We start from the raw sequence: 20,180 nt of genomic DNA, 5'->3' as shown, positions 1-20,180 counted from the left end.
TCATTCGGATGATTCGAGCAATGTCACCGTGGCCTCGGCGGTGTAGACCAGGAAAGTAAGGCTCTCCTGGAAATACAGCCGCACGGTGTCGGCGTCGTGGCTGAGATAACCGATCGAGACGTCCTGGCCGAGGTGCAGCTCGAAGTCGCCGCCGCGCGTGGACAGCAGGAAGGCGCCCGCGACGGCGGGCGCCCAGACGAGTTCGCCGTCCACGAGCCGGGCGAGATGATCGTAGATCGGATAGCCCTGGTCGGTCGTCTCGACGACCGCCGTGTACGCGTCCGCGCTGAGGGCCAGCCGGTACGGGCCGTTCACCCCCGCCAGGCGCAACGCGGACAGGGCCCGGCTGATGGCGTCGGGATACTCGCGCACCTGCGCCGGAAGCGTGAGCGCCGGATTGGACGAGCCCTCGCGAAGGCCCGTGATACCCGCGTCCGCGTACCCCTCGAAGATCGCGCGGTCCTCGGCGAAGGCGAGCAGGCGGGCGGCGTCCTTGACCGGCTGCCAGTCCGCGTCCTTGGCACCGCGTTCGACGTCGTCGATCTGCCGGCGGTCGAGGGTGAAGGGCACCCGCAGTTCGACGATCGGCTGCGAGCGGCGGGCGCGGGCGGTGACGCCCTCCGAGTGCGGGCCGAGGTCCCGCAGATGACCGGTGCCGACGGCCGCCAGCTGGATCCCCGCGGGACCCGCGACGTCAACGAGGCGGCGACCGGCCACGTAACGCTTGAAGGTGCGCCGCGCCTCCTCCTCCAGGTCGCTCCACGCGGCCGAGGAGATCGGCGCCAGCTCCCGATACAGGTTGTCCATCAGACATCGCCTCCTTTGAGATCACCGATCCCCAGGGACGGTGCGAACAGGGGTTCAGGTACAGCCGGGGTCTCGGCGCGGACTTCGGTCGTGGCGCCGGGCGGGTCGGGCAGGTCGTCGAGGAAGTCGGCGCTCGGGACGAAGAACAGGGTCCCGGTCACGGCGACGGAGAAGTCCAGGATGCGGTCGTGGGCGGCGGGCGGCTCGCCGAGGAACATGCGCCGGAGCATGCGTTCGGTCACGTCCGGGGTACGGGCGTAGCCGATGAAATACGTGCCGAACTCGCCGCGCCCGACCTCCCCGAAGGGCATGTTGTCGCGGAGGATCTGGCGTTCCGTCCCGTCGGGATCCTCGATCGTGGTCATCGCGACGTGGGAGTCGGCCGGCTTGACGTCGTCGTCCAGTTCGATGTCCGACAGCTTGGTGCGGCCGATCACCTTCTCCTGGGCCTCGACCGGCAGGGCGTTCCAGGCCTGGAGATCGTGCAGGTACTTCTGGACGATCACGTAGCTGCCGCCGGCGAAGTCCGGGTCCTCCGCGCCGATCAGGACCGCGTCGGACGCCGCCGGGCCGACCGGGTTCTCGGTGCCGTCGACGAAGCCCAGCAGGTCGCGTACGTCGAAGTACTTGAAGCCGTGGACCTCGTCGCGGACCGTCACCACCTCGCGGATGCGATCCATGATCTCCGAGGCCAGCGCGAAGCACAGGTCGGGCCGCTGCGCCCTGATGTGGAACAGCAGGTCGCCCGGGGTGGACACGGCCCGGTGCACGGGTCCGTCGAGTTCCCGGAACGGGTGCAGCTCGCTGGGGCGAGGGCCGGCGAACAGGCGGTCCCACGCGTACGAGCCGATCCCGGCGACGCAGCTCAGGGTGGCCTCCTGCGCCCGGAACCCGATGGCCCGCTGGAGACCGGCCAGGTCGGACAGGAGGTCCCGGACGCGGGACTCGCCTCCTGAGTCGATCGTCACCACCAGGAAGATCGCCGCCCTGGTCAGCGGGCTCAGCACCTCCTGCGGGATCGCCTCCCGTCCCGGTTCCGCCATCGTCGCCCTCCTGTAACAGCTGTTCTACCAGCGTATTTGCCCATTTCGGTCCTGCCGGATCCGCCCCCTTCCGGCTCTTTTCCCGCCTGCGTACGGGACGGTCCTACCATGAACGAGGTGCCAGGGTTTGGGGGAACGAGTGGGTGGCATGAGTCCGCAGGAGGACCAGAACCGGCGGCTGTTGCGGGCCAGGGACGCGATGGACCGGGACTTCGCCAAGCCGCTCGACGTGCCCGGACTCGCCGCCGTCGCCTTCATGTCGGCCGCGCACTTCAGCCGCAGCTTCCGGGCGGCCTTCGGCGAGACGCCCCACCGCTACCTGCAGCGGCGCCGGATCGAACGGGCGATGGCCCTGCTGCGGGAGACGGCGACGCCGGTCACCGACGTGGCGCGGGAGGTCGGGTTCGAGAGCCTCAGCACCTTCATCCGGACGTTCGGCTCGATCGTCGGGTCGTCCCCCACGGAGTTCCGCGCCAAGGCCGCGCCCTTCTCGGCGCCGATCTGCTTCGTGAAGAGCTGGACGAGACCGAGCAGTTTTGGACAAGCCGAATCCGGGGCCGGCTCATAGCCTGGACCCATGTTCAAGCAGATCAGCATTCATTCGGTACGCGTCCTGGACCAGGACGAGGCACTTGACTTCTATGTCGGCAAGCTCGGGTTCGAGGTCAGCAACGATGTCGACCTCGGCTTCATGCGGTGGCTGACCGTCGCGCTGCCCGGCGACCCCGACCGGCACATCCTGCTGGAGGTGCCCGGCCCGCCGGCGCTCAGCCCGGAGGTGGCCGTGCAGGTGCGCGAACTCGTGACCAAGGGGGCCATGGGCGTGGCCGCCATCCTCACCACCGACGACTGCCAGAAGACGTTCGAGACGCTGAAGGCCCGGGGCGTCGAGTTCACCGAGGAGCCCGTGGTCCAGCCGTACGGGATCGACTGCGCGCTCCGGGACCCGTTCGGCAACCACATCCGCATCACCCAGCCGGCGCTCCAGCCGCGGAACGTCGACGAGAGCGACATCGCCCGCTGGGGCGGCGAGCCCGGGAACGGCTGACCCCGGGCAGCGGCTAGCGTCGATGGCATGAAGTATCTACTGATCATCTACGGGACACAGGAGTCCTGGGACGCGATCCCGCCGGACGAACGCGACGCGATGATCGCCAAATTCGACGCGTTCAACACCAAACACATGAAGTCCGGCGAGCTCCTGGGCGCGTACGGTCTCGCTCCGGAGTCCGAGGCGAAAACCGTCCGCGTCCGTGACGGTATGCCCGTCGTCACCGACGGGCCATACCTGGAGGCCAAGGAATACCTGGCCAGTACCTACCTCCTGGACGTCGCGGACGAGGCCCGCGCCCTGGAGATCGCCGCAGAACTGCCCGCGGCGGCCCTCAGCCAGGTGGAGTTCTGGCCGATCCTGCACGAGGCGTCCCCCTGACCTACTGCCACGCGGATCAGGTGTGGGCGGCGCCGACGCGGTCCACGATGTCGGTCTCGCCGGCCTTGCGGGCGCAGTGGGCGCAGCAGTACCAGCTGCCGTTGGCCTCCACACCGTGACCCATGATGCGGCAGGAGCAGTGCTCACAGACGGGCGCCATCTTCGTGATCGCGCACTCGAAGCTGTCAAACGTGTGCACCGCGCCCTGGGCGTGGATCTCGAAGGTCATGTCGTAGTCGTTGCCGCAGACTTCACAAGCCGCCATTGTCTCCCCCTTATGTAGATGCTTACGGCGGGTTGGTACCCGTTGGCGGGGGCGCGGCAAGGGCCTTGCTGAAGGCTTTGGGGGGTTCAGAGGGATTGTTTGCTGGGCGCCCGCTCCGTCTCGATGACGAAGCGGGCGCCCGGCGTTTCACAGGGCCTTGAGCAGGGTGGTGATCGTGGTCTTGGCTCCGGCGAAGGCCTCGGGAAGCTCCATCAGCGTGGAGTCGGTGGAGTTGATGGGGGTGTCGGCGGGGCGGTCGCTGCCGCCGAACAGGATGTACACGACGCGGGTGCCCTGCAGGGCGTAGATCTCGTACCGGGCCGAGTACGCGGTGTCGGTCTTCTGTTTGATCGCCTGGCCGAAATTGTCCTCACCGATGCCGGGAAGCTTCGCGATCTTGCTCCAGGCGATGCCGCCGATCCGGGAACCGGCCGTGAACTTGGTCTTGCCGCGCCGGTCGATGAGGAAGAAGCGGGCGGTCTCCGCGTCCGGGAACTCGCGGACACTGACCAGGAGGTTCCGCCAGCGGATCTTCCCGCCGGCGACGGGCATCTTGTCGTTCCACCACTGGCACTGGGTGTGGTCCGCCTTGCCGTCCTTGGCGGTGACGGCCTCGCCCTTCGTCGCGGGGACGAGCTGACCGGCGACCGCGTTCAGGGCGACGCAGTGCGGGGGCAGGTCGATGCGTACGGGCTTGGGGCTTTCGCTCGGGCTCGGGCTCGGCTGGGGCCGGGCGGCGAAGGGCGGCGGCTTGCCCTGCTGCCAGGCGGTCACCGACTGGGCCAGCTGGCCGAGCAGCGTCTTGACCTCGCGGATCGCGTTGGCCTCGGTGATCGACTGCTTGGTGTCGGTGGAGAACAGGTCGGCTTCCTTGTGCTGCTGGCTCGCCTCGTACCGGACCTGGAAGGTCACGTTGCCGACGCGGCCCATGCCCTGGCCGAAGGAGTAATGGTGATCCTTCTCGCGGACCAGCTGGTACTGGGCGACGGCCTCCTCGCCGACGCCGGTGAACTTGGTGGGCTTGGAGTAGTAGCGCTCCTCGGTGGAGTTGTTGCCGCCATAGGTGTACTGGCTGACCTCGCCGTTGAACTGGATCTTTGCGGCCTTCTCCGCGGTGGTCTCGCCGAGGGCCTCGTAGCGGGCGACGTTGACGACGATCTCGCGGCTGCGGGTGACGTCGCGGTAGGAGATGTCACGATTCGCCCAGGTGCAGGTCCAGCGGACGTAGCTGACGATGGTGTCCGACCGGTTGTCGTTCGTCGTAGAATCGATCTTCGCCCGGGGCACGAGGCGTTCCGTCTCCACGGGGTCGAGCATCCCGCACACGTCGGCGTTCGCACCCGCGCTCGCGGCGGCCGAAGCCGTCGCCGACGGAGCCGCGCTCCCCGAGGACGACGCCGCAACCGGCGCCTGCTCCTCGGACCGCGTCTTCATGAACACGAACGTGCCGCCCGCCACCAGCAGCACGACGACCAGCGCCAGCACCGGCACGACCCAGCCCGCCCGCTTCCGCGGCGGCCCCTGCCACCCCCCGCCCGGCTGCGTCGTCCCCGGCCAGGGCCCACTCCCCGACCCCTGCCCTCCCATCTGGTACGGCATGCTCTCCTGCCCGGACGGCTGCCAGGGCCCCCCGACCGGCGGCGCCTGCGCCCCACCCGACCACTGCCCAGCGGCGTCCGGCGAAGACGGCCCGCCCCAATTCCCGGGCGTACCTCCCTGCGGAGACCCACCTGACTGCGCTCCCGGCGCCTGCGGACCGCCGCCCGGCCAAGCCCCCGGCGGGCTCCCCTGAGGAGGCCCATCCGCCTGCGGACCCGACCAAGATCCCGGCGCTCCCCCTTGTGGAGGACCGCCTGGCCACTGCCGCGTCGAATCCGCCGATTGAGGTCCCGGGGACCAAGATCCGGCAACTCCGCCCTGCGGAAACCCGCCCCGCTGCGAGTCCGGAGCGTCCGATGGCGGAACCGCACCCGGCCAAGCTCCCGGGGCATTCGGCGCTTGCGGACTGCCGGGCCACGCTCCAGACCCATCCGATCCCTGCGCCGCAACGGGCCAGGCACCGGGCATACCCGGAGGCTGCGAGCCTCCGGACGCATCCGGCGACTCTGCTCCATGAGGCCACGAACGAGGCCCCTCCGGTCCCTGGGCGGCAGTCGGCCACGAACCAGGCATACCCGGACCCGGCGCATCAGGCGATTGTGCTCCGTGAGGCCACGAGCCGACCCCCTCCGGTCCTTGCGCCGCAGTCGGCCACGAGCCAGGCATTGCTGAACGTTGCGAACCTCCGGGCCGGGATCCAGGGGTGTCCGGCGACTGGGATGCGTGGGGCCACGAGCCAGGCGGGTTGGGCGGCTGGGCTGGGGACCACGCTCCGGGGTCCGGGGATGTGGTGGGCCATGCGCCGGGTGCGTCCGGAGGTTCGTTCGTCCAGGGTCCCGAAGCGTTCGGAGGAGTGTCTTGCTGGGGTCCCGGGGCGCCGGAGGGGGTGGGGGTAGCCGGTTCCCGGCCTGTGGGAGGACCGCCCCAAGGTCCGGGGGCCGCTTCCGGCGGAGGGCTGGAGAGCGGAGGCGTGTGGAGGGAGTAGTCGTTGGGGCCGGTTGTCTCGTCGTTGGCGGTGGAGGGTGTGGGCGGCCAGCCGGGGGCGGCCGGGGGTTCGTGCTGACGGCCTGGCGGGGGCGGTAACGGAGAACCGCTGCGCCAGGGCTCTTCGCTGTCCGTCGCCGCGCGCGGCTCGGGGCGGTCGCCGGAACCGGAGGGCCAAGGGATGGGGCCGGAGGGTAAACGTTCAACCGGTCGGGTGTCGGGGTCCGAATCCTGTGGCTCGCCAAGCTTGCCGGCTCCCTCAGGTGCCGAAGACGGGCCAAAACGATCGTCCGGTTTCAAGCCTGGAGAGCGGTCAATCGGCGGGCCAGACCGGTCTTCAGGTCGGAACTGCGTGACGGCGCCAAAATGCCCGCCCGCGACTCTGGTCGTCGGCATGTCAAAGGAAGGCCGGTCCGCCGGATCCTCCGGACGCTCGTCCGAGTTCCGCCCGAACTTCGGACGGAGGATCTGGGCCGACTGCGTCTTGGAGTCGTCCTCGGGCTCCGGCTCCGACAGCCGTCCCCTCGGCTCCGGGGGTGGACCAAAGGGCAGATCAGAATTGTCCGGCCAATCGGGCACACGCGGGGAATGCCCGCTCCCCGGAGAGTCCGGGCGTCCGAAGCCCTGGTCGCCGTGGTCCCGGTAGTCAGAAGGTCCGGCCATCTCGGTATTCACCGGTGTGGGCGCGGTGGTGTCAGATTGCGACCCAAGAGATTCGGATTCACGGCCGGAAAACCGCGCCGAAGCGAACTTCCGCGTGAACGACTCAGGCTGAACAGCCTTAGGAGACACGGATTCAGCGTGGACGGGCTGGTCGGCCTCGGGGTTGATGGGGTCAGGCGTGGAGGAGTCCGGCTCGGAGCCTTCGGAGTCGGCCTCAGCGGAAGCGGACCCCGAGGACCCAGATGACCCGGTGGACCCGGATGGCTCGGGCGGCCCCGGGTCGGTGGGGGTCGGAGTGTCGGTGTCGGCCTGGTCGTGGGGGTGGCTGGGGTCGGGGGGGCCGTCGGGGGTGGGATGGGGGGGCTCGGGTGGGGGGTCTGGGGTGGGTGGGGGGAAGTAGAGGCGGGGGTCGGGATTGGGTTCGGTGAGGGGGCGGCGGGGCGGGGGCTTGAAGGGGTCCCACGGGGTGCCGGGAGGTGTGGTCATGGAGGGCTCCTGGAGGGGGTGGAGGGCTAGCCGAGGCCGACGCTGACGAGGGTGGCGGCGTGGGTGGCGGCCTGCCATGTGGGTGATCGCTCGGCGGCGTCGGGCGGGGCGGCCCCCGACTGCCGGTAGGCGACTTCGACGATCAGATTGCTCTGGCGGAACCACACGGACGTGCCGGTGACCCCTGGCTCGCTGATGGCGCGCGTGAACGCCTCCTGGGCGAGGGCGTAGCTCTCGGAGCCCCCGCCGGAACGGTGGCCGTCGAACGCGCGGGCGGCCTGGTTCTCCCCCGCTTCGGCAGGGTTGAGTCGATACGTGACGGTCAGCGCGATGTTGGTGCGATGCTGCGCCCAGCCGCAGCTGCCGCCGTCCTGCTCCCCCCGATCCGCCCCTTCGCCGAGCAGTTCGGTGGCCTGCCTGCTGGTGAGCGCCTCGCACGGATCCGGCATCACCGTGAACCGCCCCGGCGTGTCCGGACCGCCCGCCCCGAGGTTCCACGCGGCGAGCCCGGCCGCGACGCCGAGCCCCACGGTCAGCGCGCCGATCAGCACCAGCCGCCCGGTTCTGCGCGGCCGTACGACGACGGGTGGCGGGAGGAGAGACTGCAGCATGTGACGCGCGGCCGCGGCGGGCGGGCGGCGGCCGGGGTCCTTGTCGAGGAGGGCGAGGATCACACGGGCCAGTCCCGGGGTGGCGCGCATCATCGGCGGCGGCTCGTGCATGAGGACGGCGGCGAGCACGGCGGCCGGGATGTCGCGGTGGAACGGCCCCCGGCCTTCGACGGCCGTGTAGAGGGTGGCACCTAGCGACCACAGGTCCGACGGCGGTCCCGCGGGTTCCCGCCGGAACCGCTCGGGCGCCATGTACGCCGGCGACCCCGAACTGTCGGCCGGATCGGCCCCGAGCGGCGCGGCGATGCCGAAGTCGGCGAGCATGGCCCGCCCGTCCTCGCCGATGAGCACGTTGGCGGGTTTCACGTCCCGGTGCAGGATGCCGTTGCGGTGGGCGAGGTCCAGCGCGTCCAGGACGGCCAGGCCGATCTCGGCGACCCGGTTGGACGGCAGCGGCAGCAGCTTGTCGAGGGAGGTGCCGGGCACCAGGTCCATGACGATCCACGGCTGCCCGTGATGCGGCACCACGTCGTGGATCATGACGATGGACGGATGGCTGAGCCGTCCGGCCGCGCGGGCCTCCTGGAGGGCGCGCCCGGCGTATTCGGCGAGCTCGCCGGCGGCCAGGCCGCTGGGCACGCGCATCTGCTTGACCGCGACCTCACGCCGCAGCAGCTCGTCGTGGGCACGCCAGACCGTCCCCTCGCCGCCCTGGCCGAGGGGTTCCACGAGCCGGTAACGCCCGGCGAGTAAATCCACTACGCCCGGCTCCACAACGTGTCGGCGACGACGGTGGCCGCGCGGAGGGCGGCGGCGCGGATCTGCTCGGGGGTGCGGTCACCCAGGTCCGCGTACTCGATCTTGCCGACCAGGTCGCCGAGGCGGAAGTAGATCAGGTTGCCGAGCACGCGGCCCCCGGTGGAGCTGACGTCGGTGGCGAAGGCCTCCTCGCCGACGCCCTGCAGGCTACGCGGCCGGGAGATCACGACCTGCTGTTTGCGGTCGGCGCCGATCTCGTACCAGATGAACTCGCCTTCGCGGAGGCCGTTGTCGGAGCGGCGGCGCAGCCCGGTGTAGAGGGTACGGGCCGACTCGGCGGTGAGCGCCCACGGGTCGGGGGTGTCGGAGTCGGTCTCCGGGTCGATGCGCAGGCCGGTGCCCTCCACGGTCCACTGGCAGCCCTTTTCGATCTTGCGGCCGGGTACGGCCTTGCCTAAGGCGGCGGTCACCTCGGCGGCGGGCAGGGCCGTACAGAGATCGACGGGTTTGGCGAAGGAGGGCGAGGAGCGGCGGGCGGGCGGCTCGGAAGAGTCGGGCCAGAGGGCCACGACGGCGGCCGCGGCCAGCAGCGGGACCGCCACCGCGGCGGCGACCAGCCCCCGCCGGGTACGGCTCCGCCGCGCCGCCATCGGCATGGTCACCTCGGGCATGCCGCCCCGGGCGATCTGCCGGAACAGGTCGAGGGCGGCCGCCGGTTCCGGGCGGCCGGTGGGGTCGCGCGACAACATCCAGCGCACCAGCGGCCCGATCGGCCCGGCGGCGGACGGCGCGGGCACGTCGTTGGAGATCGTCGCGTAGAGGACCTCCACCTGGGAGCCCCTGAACGGGGGCGCGCCCTCCAGCGCCAGGTAGAGGGTGGCCCCCAGCGACCACAGGTCGGACGCGGGGCCGCCCGGCTCGCCGGACAGGCGTTCCGGCGCGATGTACCCGGGCGAGCCGATGAGCAGGCCGTCGCCGGTGAGGGCGGTGGTGTCGGCCGGCCTGGCGATGCCGAAGTCGGTGAGGACGACGCGGCCGTCGCTGGTGAGGAAGACGTTGCCGGGTTTCACGTCCCGGTGCTGCACGCCGAGGGCGTGGGCGGCGGCCAGCGCCTCCAGCATGCGGGCACCGATCTCGGCCACCCTGGCGGCCGGCATCGGCCCGTGCGTCCTGATCTCGTCGGCGAGGTTGCGGCCGTGCAGGCGCTCCATCACGATCCACGGCTTGCCGCCTTCGACGAGCACGTCGTGTACGCCCACGATGGACGGGTGCCGCAGCCGCGCGGTGACCTCGGCCTCCCGCATCACGCGGGCGACCAGCTCGGCCCGCTTCCGCTCGTCGAGCCCTTCGGGGAAGCGCAGTTCCTTGACCGCCACCTCGCGGTCCAGCGTCTCGTCCCTGGCCAGCCACACCGTGCCCATGCCGCCGGAACCGAGAGGACGGAGCAGGAGGTACCGAGAGGCCAGTCTTTCCCCGATCGATTCGGCCATAGCGGGAGGATAGCGAAATCCCGTTCGGGTGCTTCACGGATTGCCCGTGCCGTTACAGCACCATTTCCGGTACGGAAGTCATCGGCGGGCCGCGGCCAGGAGCAGGGGCAGCCCGAGTACGCCGAGGCAGGCGAGCGCGGCCGGGAGCGCGAGCCCGGTGGTCAGGGCGGCCACGGCGAGCGGACTGGCCACGAATCCCGCGTACGACACGGTGGACACGGTGGTGACCACGGCCCCCGTGGTGTCCCTGGCTCCGGCGTCGCTGAGGATGGCGGGCATGAGCGGCCCGAACGCCAGCCCGGCGAGCGCGAACCCGGCCAGGCTCGCCCACGGGGAGGCCGCCAGTCCGGCCAGGACGATTCCGGACGAGCCGCCCAGACCGGCGATCAAGAACAGCGGCCTGCTGGTCCGGGTGGGCACCGCCTGGGCGATCAGGCGGCCGACGGTGAGCGCGGCCATGTAGGCGGCTGGTGCGGCGGCGGCCAGGACAGGGCCGGCCGCGCGGTAGTCCTCCAGCAGGATGGCCGACCACTGCTCCACCGCGTTCTCCACGATCAGCAGGCAGGCCCCCAGCAGGCCGAAGACCACGCCCACGCCCCAGAGCCCGGCGCGCGCCTTTTCGGCCGGGTCCCCGGCGTCCGGGAGGCCGAGCGGCAGCCGTACGGCGGCGAGACCGGTGGCCAGCACCACGGCGGCGGCGCAGGCGAGGACGGCGGCGGTGGACAGGCCCAGGTCGCGGGCGAACCCGGCGGCGGGGGCCGCCACGATCACGGCGACCGGGAACGCGGCGTGCACCGGCTGGAACAGCCGCCGCCCGGTCACCCGTTCGCCGCGCGCGGTGGCCATGTTGAGCGCGACGTCCACGCTCCCGCTGGTGACGCCGACGACGAGCAGCGCCACCGCGAGCGTCCACGGCGCCGTGACGAAGCCGAGCAGGCTCGCGACGGCGGCCAGCCCGGCCATGGACAGGGCCAGGACCAGGCTCTCCCGGCCGCGAGCGAGCCTGCCGGTGACCATCATCGCCGGGATCGCCCCAACGGAGACCGCCGTGAGGGCCAGCCCAAGATCGGCGGTGGAGGCCCCCAGCTGCGCCTTGATCGCGGGCAACAACCCGGCCCAGGCGCCCCAGAAGACCCCCCATCCCGCGCAGACGACGACCAGCCGGCCGCCGACACCGCTCACCCGTTCCCGCACCAGACCACCGAGCACGCCGCCCCCCTTCGTCCTGCGACCTTGCAGGGTAGTGAGGGGTCACCGCAAGAGGGAGCTGGCCGGGGCAGCCTGCTCCCCCGGGTCCGGCTGTCGAAGCGAGGGTCCGGGCGAATCACCGCAGGAGAAAGCTGGCCGGGACAGCCTGATCCGGCTGTCCAAGGGAGGGTCCGGGCGAATCATCGCAGGAGGGAGCCGGCCGTCAGCACCGGCTCCCTCCTGGGTCGTCAGTTCAGGGTGAGGGTGCGGACGCGGAGATCGCCGGTGACGGTGAGGTACACGTCGTGCACCCCGGACGTCCTGGTCAGCGCCGCGCTGGCGCTGGTCCAGGAGTAGACGTCGCCGGTGGCCGGAACGGGAATCGTCCCGATCACGCGGCCCGTGGGAGAACCGACGCGGACCTGGATGGACCCGCCCGCCACGGACGAGACGCCGACGGTGGCGGACGCCGGGCCGCGCAGGTCGGCGCCCTTGAAGGCGATCCATTCCCCGGTGGTGGCCCCGACCGCCGTGCCGCTGGGTTTGCTCTCGTCGACGAGCTCGATGCCCGCGTAGTCGTCGAAATCGCTCGCCCGAGTCGGGCGGGTCAGGTCGCGGTGCGGAATGCTCTCGCCGGGCACGTTGACGGTGGCGCGCTGGCGGATGGCGGCGGACGAGCTGCCCACCAGCACGTCGTGGGTGGCGGTCTCGGTGACGAACCGGTTCCTGGTGACGTCCCAGAGCGCGAGGTCGGCCCTGGCGACGGTGAAGCGCACGGTGGTGGACGCGCCCGGCGCGAGGGTCACCCGCTGGAAGCCGCGCAGCTGTTTCACGGGCTGCTTGACGCGTGACCGCTGCTGGTGGGTGTAGAGCTGGACGACCTCGTCCCCCGCCCGGCTCCCCGTGTTCGTCACCTTGACCGATATTTCGTAACCCGCGCCCTTGGGGGTGACCTTGAGGCCCTGGTAGCCGAAGGTCGTGTACGACAGCCCGTGCCCGAACGCGTAGAGCGGGCTGCCCGTGTAGTACAGATACGTCGAACCCGTCTTGATGATGTCGTAGTCGGTGATCGGCGGCAGGGCGGCCCCCGCCCGGTGCCAGGTCTGGGTGAGCCGGCCGGCCGGGTTGACGTCGCCGTACAGGACGTCGGCGAGGGCGTGGCCGGTCTCGGCGCCCGCGTGGGTGGTCCACAGGATGGCCGGCACGTGCTCCTGGAGCCAGTCGACGGTGGCCGGATAGCTGTTCTGGAGCACCACGACCGTCTTCGGGTTGGCCGCCCGTACGGCCTTGACCAGGGCTTCCTGGCCCTCGGCCAGTTTGGTGGAGGTGCGGTCGTGGTCCTCGCGGCCGTTGATGAACGGCATGCTGCCGACGACGACCACGGCCACGTCGGCGGCCTTCGCGGCGGCCACGGCCGAGGCGACGCCGTCGGTCACGACCTCCTTGGTGAACCTGGCCGCGGTGGCCTTCGCGCCCACCGAGAGCTTGCCGTCGGCGTCCACCTGCACGTACGTCTCCGGCAGCCAGAACCACGGCTGCGTCACCTCGTATCCGGCGTACCGGATGAGGAAGCTGCCGTCGCCGGCGGGTTCCAGCTTGAACTGCTGCTGCACGAACCACCCGTTGGGCTGCTCGTCGCGCGTGATGAAGGGCGCCCAGTTCCACCCGAGGTAGCGGCCGTTGGCGGCGTTGCGCAGGGTCACGACGCCTTCGCCCCAGTCGGTGAGGTCCCACTGGGCGGCCGGCGTGAGCGCGGCGGCGGTGCCGACGGTGTCGGCGTCCGTGGTGCCCGTGGCGGTGACGTACCCGCCGGACCCCACCTGCTTGAACGCGACCCTGTCCACGCCCTCGGTCGCGGTGGCCGTGGCGCGCTCCCTGATGCCGTCCAGCGCCGTCACCCGGTACGGCAGGCTGCCGCCGTACCAGTCGGTGTAGAGCGTGTCGCCGAGCGGGCCGATGACGGCGACCTTGCGGCTGGGGGCGAGTGGCAGCAGGCCGGAGTTCTTCAGCAGGACGGTGGCCTTGCCCGCGGTCTCCCGGTTGAGGGCGCGATGCGCGGGAGAGTCGACGACCGCCTTGGTGATGCCGCCGTAGGGGCCGCCGCCCGGGTCGAACTCGCCGAGCCGGAACCGGATGCTCAGGATGTGGCGGATGGCCGTGTCCACGTCCGCCTCGGTGATCAGCCCCTGCGCGAGCGCGTCGGTCACGGCGGTGACGGTCCTGGCGGAGTTGGCGTCGTCGGTGGTGAAGCTGTCCACGCCGGCCTTGAGCGTGGCCGCGTCGGCCTGGGCCAGGGTCGGGTAGTAGCGCTGGGAGTCGACCAGGTTGTTGGGGGCGTGCGCGTCGGTCACGTTGAACAGGTCGCGGCTGGTCCAGGTCCGTACGCTCGCGTTCAGGTCGGTGACCGTCGCCGGGCGTCCGTTGACGACGTTGTAGGCGGTCATCACGCCGGTCGCGGCCCCGGCGGCGATGGCCGTGCGGAAGGCGGGCTCCTCGTACTCCTTGAGCACCCGCGCCGGCAGGCTGGAGTTGGTGGTGGTCCGGTTGACCTCGTTGTTGTTCGCCATGAAGTGCTTGAGCACGGGCGCGGCGCGCAGGTGGTCGGGGTCGTCGCCGGTGATGCCGGTCCCGTACGCGGTGGAGATCGCGCCGGTCAGCAGCGGGTCCTCGGAGTAGCCCTCCTCGTTGCGCCCCCACCGGGGGTCGCGCAGCAGGTTCACCACGGGCGCCCACAGCTGGAGCCCCCACACCCGGGGGTTCTCCGCGTTGTATCCGCGCGCCTCGGTCCCGACGACCGCGCCGACCCTCTTGATCAGCGCCGGATCCCAGGTGCTGGCCAGGCCGACGGCCTGCGGGAACACCGTCCCGGCCGCGGTGCGCACGGCCCCGCCCGCGTCGATGTCGGTGGACCAGGCGACGCCGTGCAGCGCCTCGGTGCCCGTCTTGAACGAGCCGATGCCCAGGCGCGGCACGGCCGGCTGGTACTGGTGCAGCCAGGAGATCTTCTCGGCCAGGGTGAGCCGGCCGAGCAGGTCGCCGATGCGCTGCGCGAGCGGCAGCGCGGGGTCGCGGAACGGGAACTCCGCCGCGGCCCGCGCGGGAACGGCGGCCGGTCCGAGAACCAGGACCAGCGCGAGCAGTAATCGTCGGAACATGGGAAAGCCTCCAGGTCAGGTTGGTGGCTTACTTGATGGCGCCCACGGCGATGCCGCGGGTGAGGGTCCGCTGGAAGATCAGGAAGAACACCACGGCGGGCACGATGCCGAGCAGCGCCGAGGCGCTGGACATGGTGGCGTCCATCAGCCGGTCGCCCTGGAGCACGCCTAGCGCGACCGGCACGGTCTGGTTGTCGTTGGAGATGAGGAAGACCAGGGGCAGGAAGAACTCGTTCCAGGTCCAGATGAAGAAGAAGACGAGCAGCACCGACAGGGTGGGACGGCTGATCGGGACGACGATCCGCCACAGCGCCCGCCACTTGCCCGCGCCGTCGATGGCGGCGGCCTCCAGGATCTCGGCCGGGAACCGCCCCAGCACCGCCGACAGCAGATAGGTCCCGAAAGCCGCCTGGATGACGGTGAAGATCAGGATCACGAAGAGCCGGCTGTCGTAGAGGCCGACCTGCTTGGCCAGGTAGTACAGCGGATAGACCAGGGCCTCCTGCGGCAGCGTGTTCGCCACCAGGAACACCACCAGGATCCAGAGCCTCCCCCGCACCCGGCCGATCCCCAGCGCGTACGCGTTGAGCACCGACAGCACGACCGCGCCCACCGCCACGCACGCGCTGATCAGCAGGCTGTTCCACAGCTTGAGCCCGAAGTCGACGCGCTCCCAGAACGCCACGATCCCGTCGAGGTAGAGCCCGTCCGGGAACGCCAGCGGCCCCGCCGACGAGTACTCCTCCGGCGACTTGAACGCGTTGAGCCCGACCAGCAGGAACGGGAAGAGCATGACGAACGCCAGCACGACCAGGGCGGCCAGCAGGGAGTAGCGCCTCACGGCTCACGCTCCTGGACCCGCAGGAACAGGAACGTCACCACGATGATGATCAGCGCGAGCACGGTGGCGATGGCGGAGCCGTACCCGACGTTGACCCGCTCGAAGAAGTTCAGGTACGAGAAGTACGACGGCACCATGGTCGCCCCCGCGGGACCGCCCCGGGTCAGCACGAAGATCGGGCCGAACACCTTGAGGGCGGCGATCGTGCAGGTCAGCAGCACCACGAAGAACTCCGGACGGATCTGCGGCACAGTGATGTGCCAGAACCGCCGCCACCAGGACGCGCCGTCGATCTCGGCGGCCTCGTACAGCGCCGGGTCCACCCGCTGCAGCCCGGCCATGAAGATCACCACCGGATACCCCAGCTGGAACCAGACCATGATGGCCATCACCGTGGCCAGCGCCAGCGACGGATCGCCCAGCCAGTTCACGTCCAGCCCGAAGATCTCGTTCACCGCGCCGTACGAGGGGTGGAGCAGCCACCCCCACACCACGCCCGCGATCGCCACCGGCAGCACCTGCGGCAGGTAGAAGGCCGCCCGCAGCGCGGACGCCGTACGCGGCCCGAACCTTCTCGCGATGTAGTCGAACAGCGCGGCGGCCAGCACCAGCCCGAGCAGGGTGGGCACGACCGCCATCGCCAGGATCAGCGCGACATTGTGCTGGAAGGACGCCCAGAAGCGCTCGTCCTTCAGCAGCCTCGCGTAGTTCTCGAAACCGATCCACTTCGGCGTGCCCACCCCCGACCAGCGGGTGAAGCTCGTGGCGACGTTCATCAGGAACGGCAGCACGATCACGCTGACGAACAACACGAGGCTGGGGATCAGATAGAGCCAGTATCCCCGGGACCTCATCCGCCGATGTCCGCCAGATTCTCCTCGTAGGGCGCGGCGATCTCGTCCAGCACCGCGTCCGGCGCGGTCCCGTTGATCAGCCCCTGCACGCCGGCGACCAGCACGTCGTAGTAGCCGGGCGCGGGCCAGTCCGGGTAGAACGCCAGGCCGTCCTGGCCGGACAGCTTGTTGAAGTTCTCCACCAGTTCCTTGCTCTTGGCGTCGGTGATCGCCGCCGGGTCGGCCGCCACGGGCAGCCCGCCCGAGTTGCCGAGCAGGTTCTGGATCTCCTTGCTCATCGTGATGTCGATGAAGTCGTACGCCAGGTCCTTGTTCTCGGAGTTCTCCGGCACCACCCAGAGGTTGCCCGAGGAGCCGGGCGCCATCTGGTTGCCGGGCCAGAGGAAGGACCCCCATTCGAAGTCCTTGACCGTCGACTGCACCCTGCCGTACCACCAGGAACCGGACACCATGATCGGGAACTTGCCGCTCATGAAGGCCACGCCCATGTCCTCGGCCTTGATCCCGGCGGAGTCCTTGTCCACGTAGCCCTTCTTGGCCCAGTCGGCGTACGTGGTGGCGGCGTAGGTCAGCTCAGGGCCGTGGAAGTCCACTTTGCCCTTGTAGAGCTGGTAGCTGTCCACCCAGGGGCGCTGCGCCTTGCTCAGCGCGAGCAGGTAGAAGATCTGCTGGGCCGGGTACTCGGCGCCCGCGTTGGCGATCGGCGTCACGCCGGCCTTGACGAAGGCGTCCAGCCCGGCCGTGAACTCCTCGTACGTGGCCGGAACGGCCACGTTGTGCTTCGTGAAGAGATCCTTGTTGTAGTAGACCATCACGTATTCGGCGTAGTTCGGGATGCCGAACCACTTGCCGGAGCCCATGATCCCGCGCTCGTCGTACTTGGCGGTGGTCTGCAGCGACGCCGAGAGGGCCTTGTCCCAGCCGCGCTTGGCCGCCTCCTCGCTCAGGTCCGTCAGCAGCCCCTGCTTGGACAGCAGCCCGGCGGTCGCGTTGCCCTTGTTGTACTCCATGATGTCCGGCGCCTCGTCGGAGTTGAGCACCATGCCGGCCGTCTTCTGGATCTGCTCGAAGCCCTTCGCCTCGAACTTCACCGTGACGCCGGGGTGCGACGCCTCGAACTTCTTGATCGCTTCGGCCCAGGCCTTGCCCATCGCGCTGTCGGCGCCCTCGTAGTGCCAGAGCGTGAGCGTCCTGGCCTGGGCGGATCCGGAGGCTTGCGGGGCCGGGCTCTCGGTGCCGCCGCAGGCGGTCAGCAGAACCGCCATGAGAACGAGGAGGGGGGATTTGCGCATGGCGACTCCTAGAGAATGACGAACTCGGCGGAGGCGCCGACGAGCTCGACGTGGGAGATCCGCTTGGGACCGTCGGCGCTGACCACCAGCCGGTCTCCGTCCACCGCCGCGGTCACGGCGGTGGTTCCGTCCAGATCCCTGATCTCGGTACGGCTTACGCCTTCCGGCAGGCCGTACACGACCAGGGTGATGTCGGGGTCGTCGGCCACCGTGTCGCCCGGGGTGGCCGTGGGGATGAGGGCGCCGTACCGGACGTACAGCGGGATGCGGTCGAGTTGCGGGGCGACCGTCAGGTGGCGCCCGCCGGCCAGGATTTCGCCGGTCCAGTAGTCCACCCAGGACCCCGCCGGCAGGTAGACGCTCCGCACGCCGTCCGCCGAGATCATCGGCGCGACGAGCAGGTCCCGGCCGAACAGGTACTGCAGGTCGGACCGCCAGGCCACCGGGTCGTCGGGGTAGTCGACGCAGAGCGCCCGCATCATCGGCGCGCCCGTCTCCGCCGCCGTCACCGCCGCCGAGTAGATGTACGGCATGAGCCGGTACCGCAGCCGCAGCGCGTCGATCGCGCCCTGCTCGGCGTGGGGCGGGAACTCCCAGGGTTCGCGGCTGGTGGTGCCGTGGAACCGTACGAGCGGGGAGAGCGCCCCGAACTGGGACCAGCGGATGTAGAGGTCGGGGGTGGGCGTGCCGGTGAAGCCGCCCGCGTCGTGGCTCCAGAACGGGATGCCGGACAGGCCGTGCGAGAGGCCGCCGCGGATCGTGCTGCCCATGGCCGGGTAGGTGGCGTCGACGTCGCCGCTCCACTGGGCGGCGTGGCGCTGGCCGCCCAGGTAGGACGAGCGCGCCCAGACCATGCCGTGCCCGGCGACCTCCCGGGTGACGTCGGCGACCAGGTCGTTGAAGAGCAGCGTGTAGACGTTGTGGAGTTCGACGCCGGTCATGCCGTTGAAGGCGACCGAGTCGGCGGGCACCCCTTCGGCGAAGTCGGTCTTGAAGACCTCGACGCCCTGCTCCAGGAGCCGCTTGAGCAGGCCGCGGAACCAGGCGGCGGCGTCGGGGTTGGTGAAGTCGACGATGCCGGAGGCCGGGTAGGAGCCGTGCCAGACGTCGGCGACGTACACCTCGCCGTCCCGGTTCTTCAGGAAATATCCGGCGTCGGCGGCCTCGGCGAACGCCGGGCTCAGGTGGGAGATGTAGGGATTCATCCACAGGCAGACCCGGAACCCCTGCTCCGCCAGCTCGGCCAGCATGCCCGCCGGGTCGGGGAACGCCACCGGATCCCAGCGCAGCTCCGACCAGTGCCCGTCGGCCTGCCAGAAGGTGTCCAGGTGCAGTACGTCGCACGGGATGCCCTTGGTCCGGATCGTCCGGGCCCGCGCGAGCACCCGCTCCTGGCTGTCCCGGAAGAACCCCGACGAGATCCAGGCCCCGAACGCCCACTTGGGCGGCAGCTCCGGCTTGCAGGTCAGCCCGTCCAGCCGGGCCAGCACCTGCTCGGGCCCCGGCCCCGCCAGCACGTAGTAGTCGATCAGGTCGTCCGGCACCACGATCTGCACGTCGCTGTGGGTGGACTGGCACACGTCGAACTCGACCGGCATGCCGCTGTCCACGACGATCCCGTAACCCCGGCTGGACAGGTAGAACGGCACGTTCTTGTACGCCCGCTGGGACTCGGCCCCGAACGCGTCGAAGTTCCACATCAGCGGCCGCTGCCCGCGTTTGTCCAGCGGCGTGAACGACTCCCCGAACCCGCAGAACACCTCGTCGGCCGGGGCCAGGAACGTCTCGTGGTAGGCCACGGTCGTGCCGTCCACCGTGGAGCGCCCGAACGGCAGCGTACGCAGTCGCCCGCTGATGTCGGGCCGCCCCGGATCCTGCTCGACCAGCACCTTCCCGCTCTCGTCGACGAACCGCATGTTCCACGGGTTCAGCCGGATCTCCACCCGCAGGCGGCCCGCGTGCAGCACCACCCGGCTCTCGTCGGCCGTCACCACCGCGTGGTAGCTCCCCGGCGTCACCATCGAGATGGCCCGCGCCGACCGCGTACGGGCGTCCGCGTCCTGCATCAACCGGACCCGGATGACCCCCTCCCCGGCCGCGCAGATCCGCACCACCAGGGTCTCGTCGGCCGAGGTGGACCCCTTGAAGGTCACTCCCGCCCAGTCGACGGTCACCACTTCCGCCCTGGTCAGCGCCGAGAGCCCGCTCTCCCCGTGCCCCCGTACCGGGAGTTCCGGCGGATCGGCCACGAAGTATTCACGAGCCACCAACGGCGGACGGTACGGCATGCCGAACTCCCAACCCTCCAGACGACCACTTCGCGAATTAGTTTGCCGACCATCCCAACAAACGTCAACGCCAAGCCTTCGCCAAGCCCTTGCCTGCTTTGTCCTGTTTTGTGGTAACTTGAGAACTTGGTCCGAGCAAAGTGGGAAATGAGATGTCTAAATTCGTGCACGTCCTGCCAACTGACGACGTCATCCCCCACGAGGGAACCCCAGACTGCGTCTGCGGCCCCTACACCCAGTCCATCGAACTCCGCGGCGCCATGGCCGGCCAGGGCCCCGTGGCCGTCCTCTACCGCCACTACGCGGTAGTCCCCTGCCGCAACTGGGAAGCCTCCCCCGAGATCCTCTGACGGCAGATCCACCATCCCATCAGCGGCAGATCCACCACGATCACTGCGTTAGATCCACCACGTAGGTAGCGGC

General features: G+C 70.4%; 16 protein-coding genes. 4 read left to right on the top strand and 12 right to left on the bottom strand.

The genetic code is table 11. The features are described 5' to 3' along the window. Both Aph01nite_RS13830 and Aph01nite_RS13825 read right to left on the bottom strand, forming a co-directional pair. Nucleotides 1-807 carry a family 1 encapsulin nanocompartment shell protein gene (locus Aph01nite_RS13830; protein ID WP_204041260.1) on the bottom strand — a complete coding sequence of 269 codons (807 nt, stop codon included), beginning with the start codon at nucleotides 805-807 and terminating at the stop codon, nucleotides 1-3. After that, nucleotides 807-1,850, bottom strand: a complete 1,044-nt coding sequence (locus Aph01nite_RS13825) for a Dyp-type peroxidase (RefSeq protein WP_204041259.1) — start codon at nucleotides 1,848-1,850, stop codon at nucleotides 807-809. Before Aph01nite_RS13825 ends, Aph01nite_RS13830 begins: the two co-directional genes overlap by 1 nt. 148 nt (nucleotides 1,851-1,998) lie before the next feature. Here Aph01nite_RS13825 and Aph01nite_RS13820 point away from each other — a divergent pair, with 148 nt between their 5' ends. From Aph01nite_RS13820 to Aph01nite_RS13810, 3 genes are read left to right on the top strand one after another with little or no spacing between them, the layout of a single operon-like run. After that, complete coding sequence (locus Aph01nite_RS13820; RefSeq protein WP_204041258.1) at nucleotides 1,999-2,418, top strand: helix-turn-helix domain-containing protein; 420 nt, start codon at nucleotides 1,999-2,001, stop codon at nucleotides 2,416-2,418. 9 nt (nucleotides 2,419-2,427) lie between these two features. Beyond that, complete coding sequence (locus tag Aph01nite_RS13815; protein ID WP_204041257.1) at nucleotides 2,428-2,898, top strand: VOC family protein; 471 nt, start codon at nucleotides 2,428-2,430, stop codon at nucleotides 2,896-2,898. A 27-nt stretch (nucleotides 2,899-2,925) separates the two neighbouring features. Next, entirely contained in the window at nucleotides 2,926-3,282 is a 357-nt protein-coding gene (locus tag Aph01nite_RS13810) for a YciI family protein (RefSeq protein ID WP_204041256.1), read from the top strand. Nucleotides 3,283-3,298: 16 nt separating this feature from the next. Here Aph01nite_RS13810 and Aph01nite_RS13805 read toward each other — a convergent pair whose 3' ends face one another. The 10 genes from Aph01nite_RS13805 to Aph01nite_RS13760 form a co-directional block, all read right to left on the bottom strand. Further along, a complete protein-coding gene (locus Aph01nite_RS13805; protein ID WP_204041255.1) occupies nucleotides 3,299-3,547 on the bottom strand; it encodes a metallothionein in 249 nt (82 codons plus the stop codon). A 147-nt stretch (nucleotides 3,548-3,694) separates the two neighbouring features. Continuing rightward, a complete protein-coding gene (locus tag Aph01nite_RS13800; protein ID WP_204041254.1) occupies nucleotides 3,695-5,146 on the bottom strand; it encodes a hypothetical protein in 1,452 nt (483 codons plus the stop codon). Between the two features lie 2,159 nt (nucleotides 5,147-7,305). Further along, on the bottom strand, nucleotides 7,306-8,649 hold the full coding sequence (locus tag Aph01nite_RS13795) for a serine/threonine-protein kinase (RefSeq protein WP_204041253.1): 1,344 nt from the start codon (nucleotides 8,647-8,649) through the stop codon (nucleotides 7,306-7,308). Beyond that, nucleotides 8,649-10,139: a serine/threonine-protein kinase gene (locus Aph01nite_RS13790; protein WP_204041252.1), complete on the bottom strand. Its 1,491-nt coding sequence runs from the start codon at nucleotides 10,137-10,139 to the stop codon at nucleotides 8,649-8,651. Before Aph01nite_RS13790 ends, Aph01nite_RS13795 begins: the two co-directional genes overlap by 1 nt. 78 nt (nucleotides 10,140-10,217) lie before the next feature. Beyond that, nucleotides 10,218-11,348, bottom strand: a complete 1,131-nt coding sequence (locus tag Aph01nite_RS13785) for an MFS transporter (protein WP_204041251.1) — start codon at nucleotides 11,346-11,348, stop codon at nucleotides 10,218-10,220. Between the two features lie 227 nt (nucleotides 11,349-11,575). Next, entirely contained in the window at nucleotides 11,576-14,482 is a 2,907-nt protein-coding gene (locus Aph01nite_RS13780) for a glycoside hydrolase family 3 protein (RefSeq protein ID WP_204041250.1), read from the bottom strand. A 28-nt stretch (nucleotides 14,483-14,510) separates the two neighbouring features. Further along, a complete protein-coding gene (locus Aph01nite_RS13775) occupies nucleotides 14,511-15,323 on the bottom strand; it encodes a carbohydrate ABC transporter permease (protein WP_239161659.1) in 813 nt (270 codons plus the stop codon). After that, nucleotides 15,320-16,177: a carbohydrate ABC transporter permease gene (locus Aph01nite_RS13770; RefSeq protein ID WP_204041249.1), complete on the bottom strand. Its 858-nt coding sequence runs from the start codon at nucleotides 16,175-16,177 to the stop codon at nucleotides 15,320-15,322. Before Aph01nite_RS13770 ends, Aph01nite_RS13775 begins: the two co-directional genes overlap by 4 nt. Further along, the gene (locus Aph01nite_RS13765; protein ID WP_204041248.1) at nucleotides 16,174-17,469 is read right to left on the bottom strand and encodes an ABC transporter substrate-binding protein; all 1,296 of its coding nucleotides are present in this window, start codon (nucleotides 17,467-17,469) and stop codon (nucleotides 16,174-16,176) included. Before Aph01nite_RS13765 ends, Aph01nite_RS13770 begins: the two co-directional genes overlap by 4 nt. A gap of 8 nt (nucleotides 17,470-17,477) precedes the next feature. Further along, the gene (locus tag Aph01nite_RS13760; RefSeq protein WP_239161669.1) at nucleotides 17,478-19,736 is read right to left on the bottom strand and encodes a TIM-barrel domain-containing protein; all 2,259 of its coding nucleotides are present in this window, start codon (nucleotides 19,734-19,736) and stop codon (nucleotides 17,478-17,480) included. Nucleotides 19,737-19,909: 173 nt separating this feature from the next. Between Aph01nite_RS13760 and Aph01nite_RS13755 the strand changes: the two genes are divergently transcribed. After that, nucleotides 19,910-20,107 (top strand): hypothetical protein, encoded by a 198-nt coding sequence (locus Aph01nite_RS13755; protein WP_204041246.1) that lies wholly within the window; start codon nucleotides 19,910-19,912, stop codon nucleotides 20,105-20,107. Nucleotides 20,108-20,180: the final 73 nt, after the last annotated feature.

This window comes from Acrocarpospora phusangensis (assembly GCF_016862995.1).
In the GTDB taxonomy this organism is placed as follows: Bacteria; Actinomycetota; Actinomycetes; order Streptosporangiales; family Streptosporangiaceae; genus Acrocarpospora; species Acrocarpospora phusangensis.
This window is presented reverse-complemented; position numbering and strand designations above follow the sequence as displayed.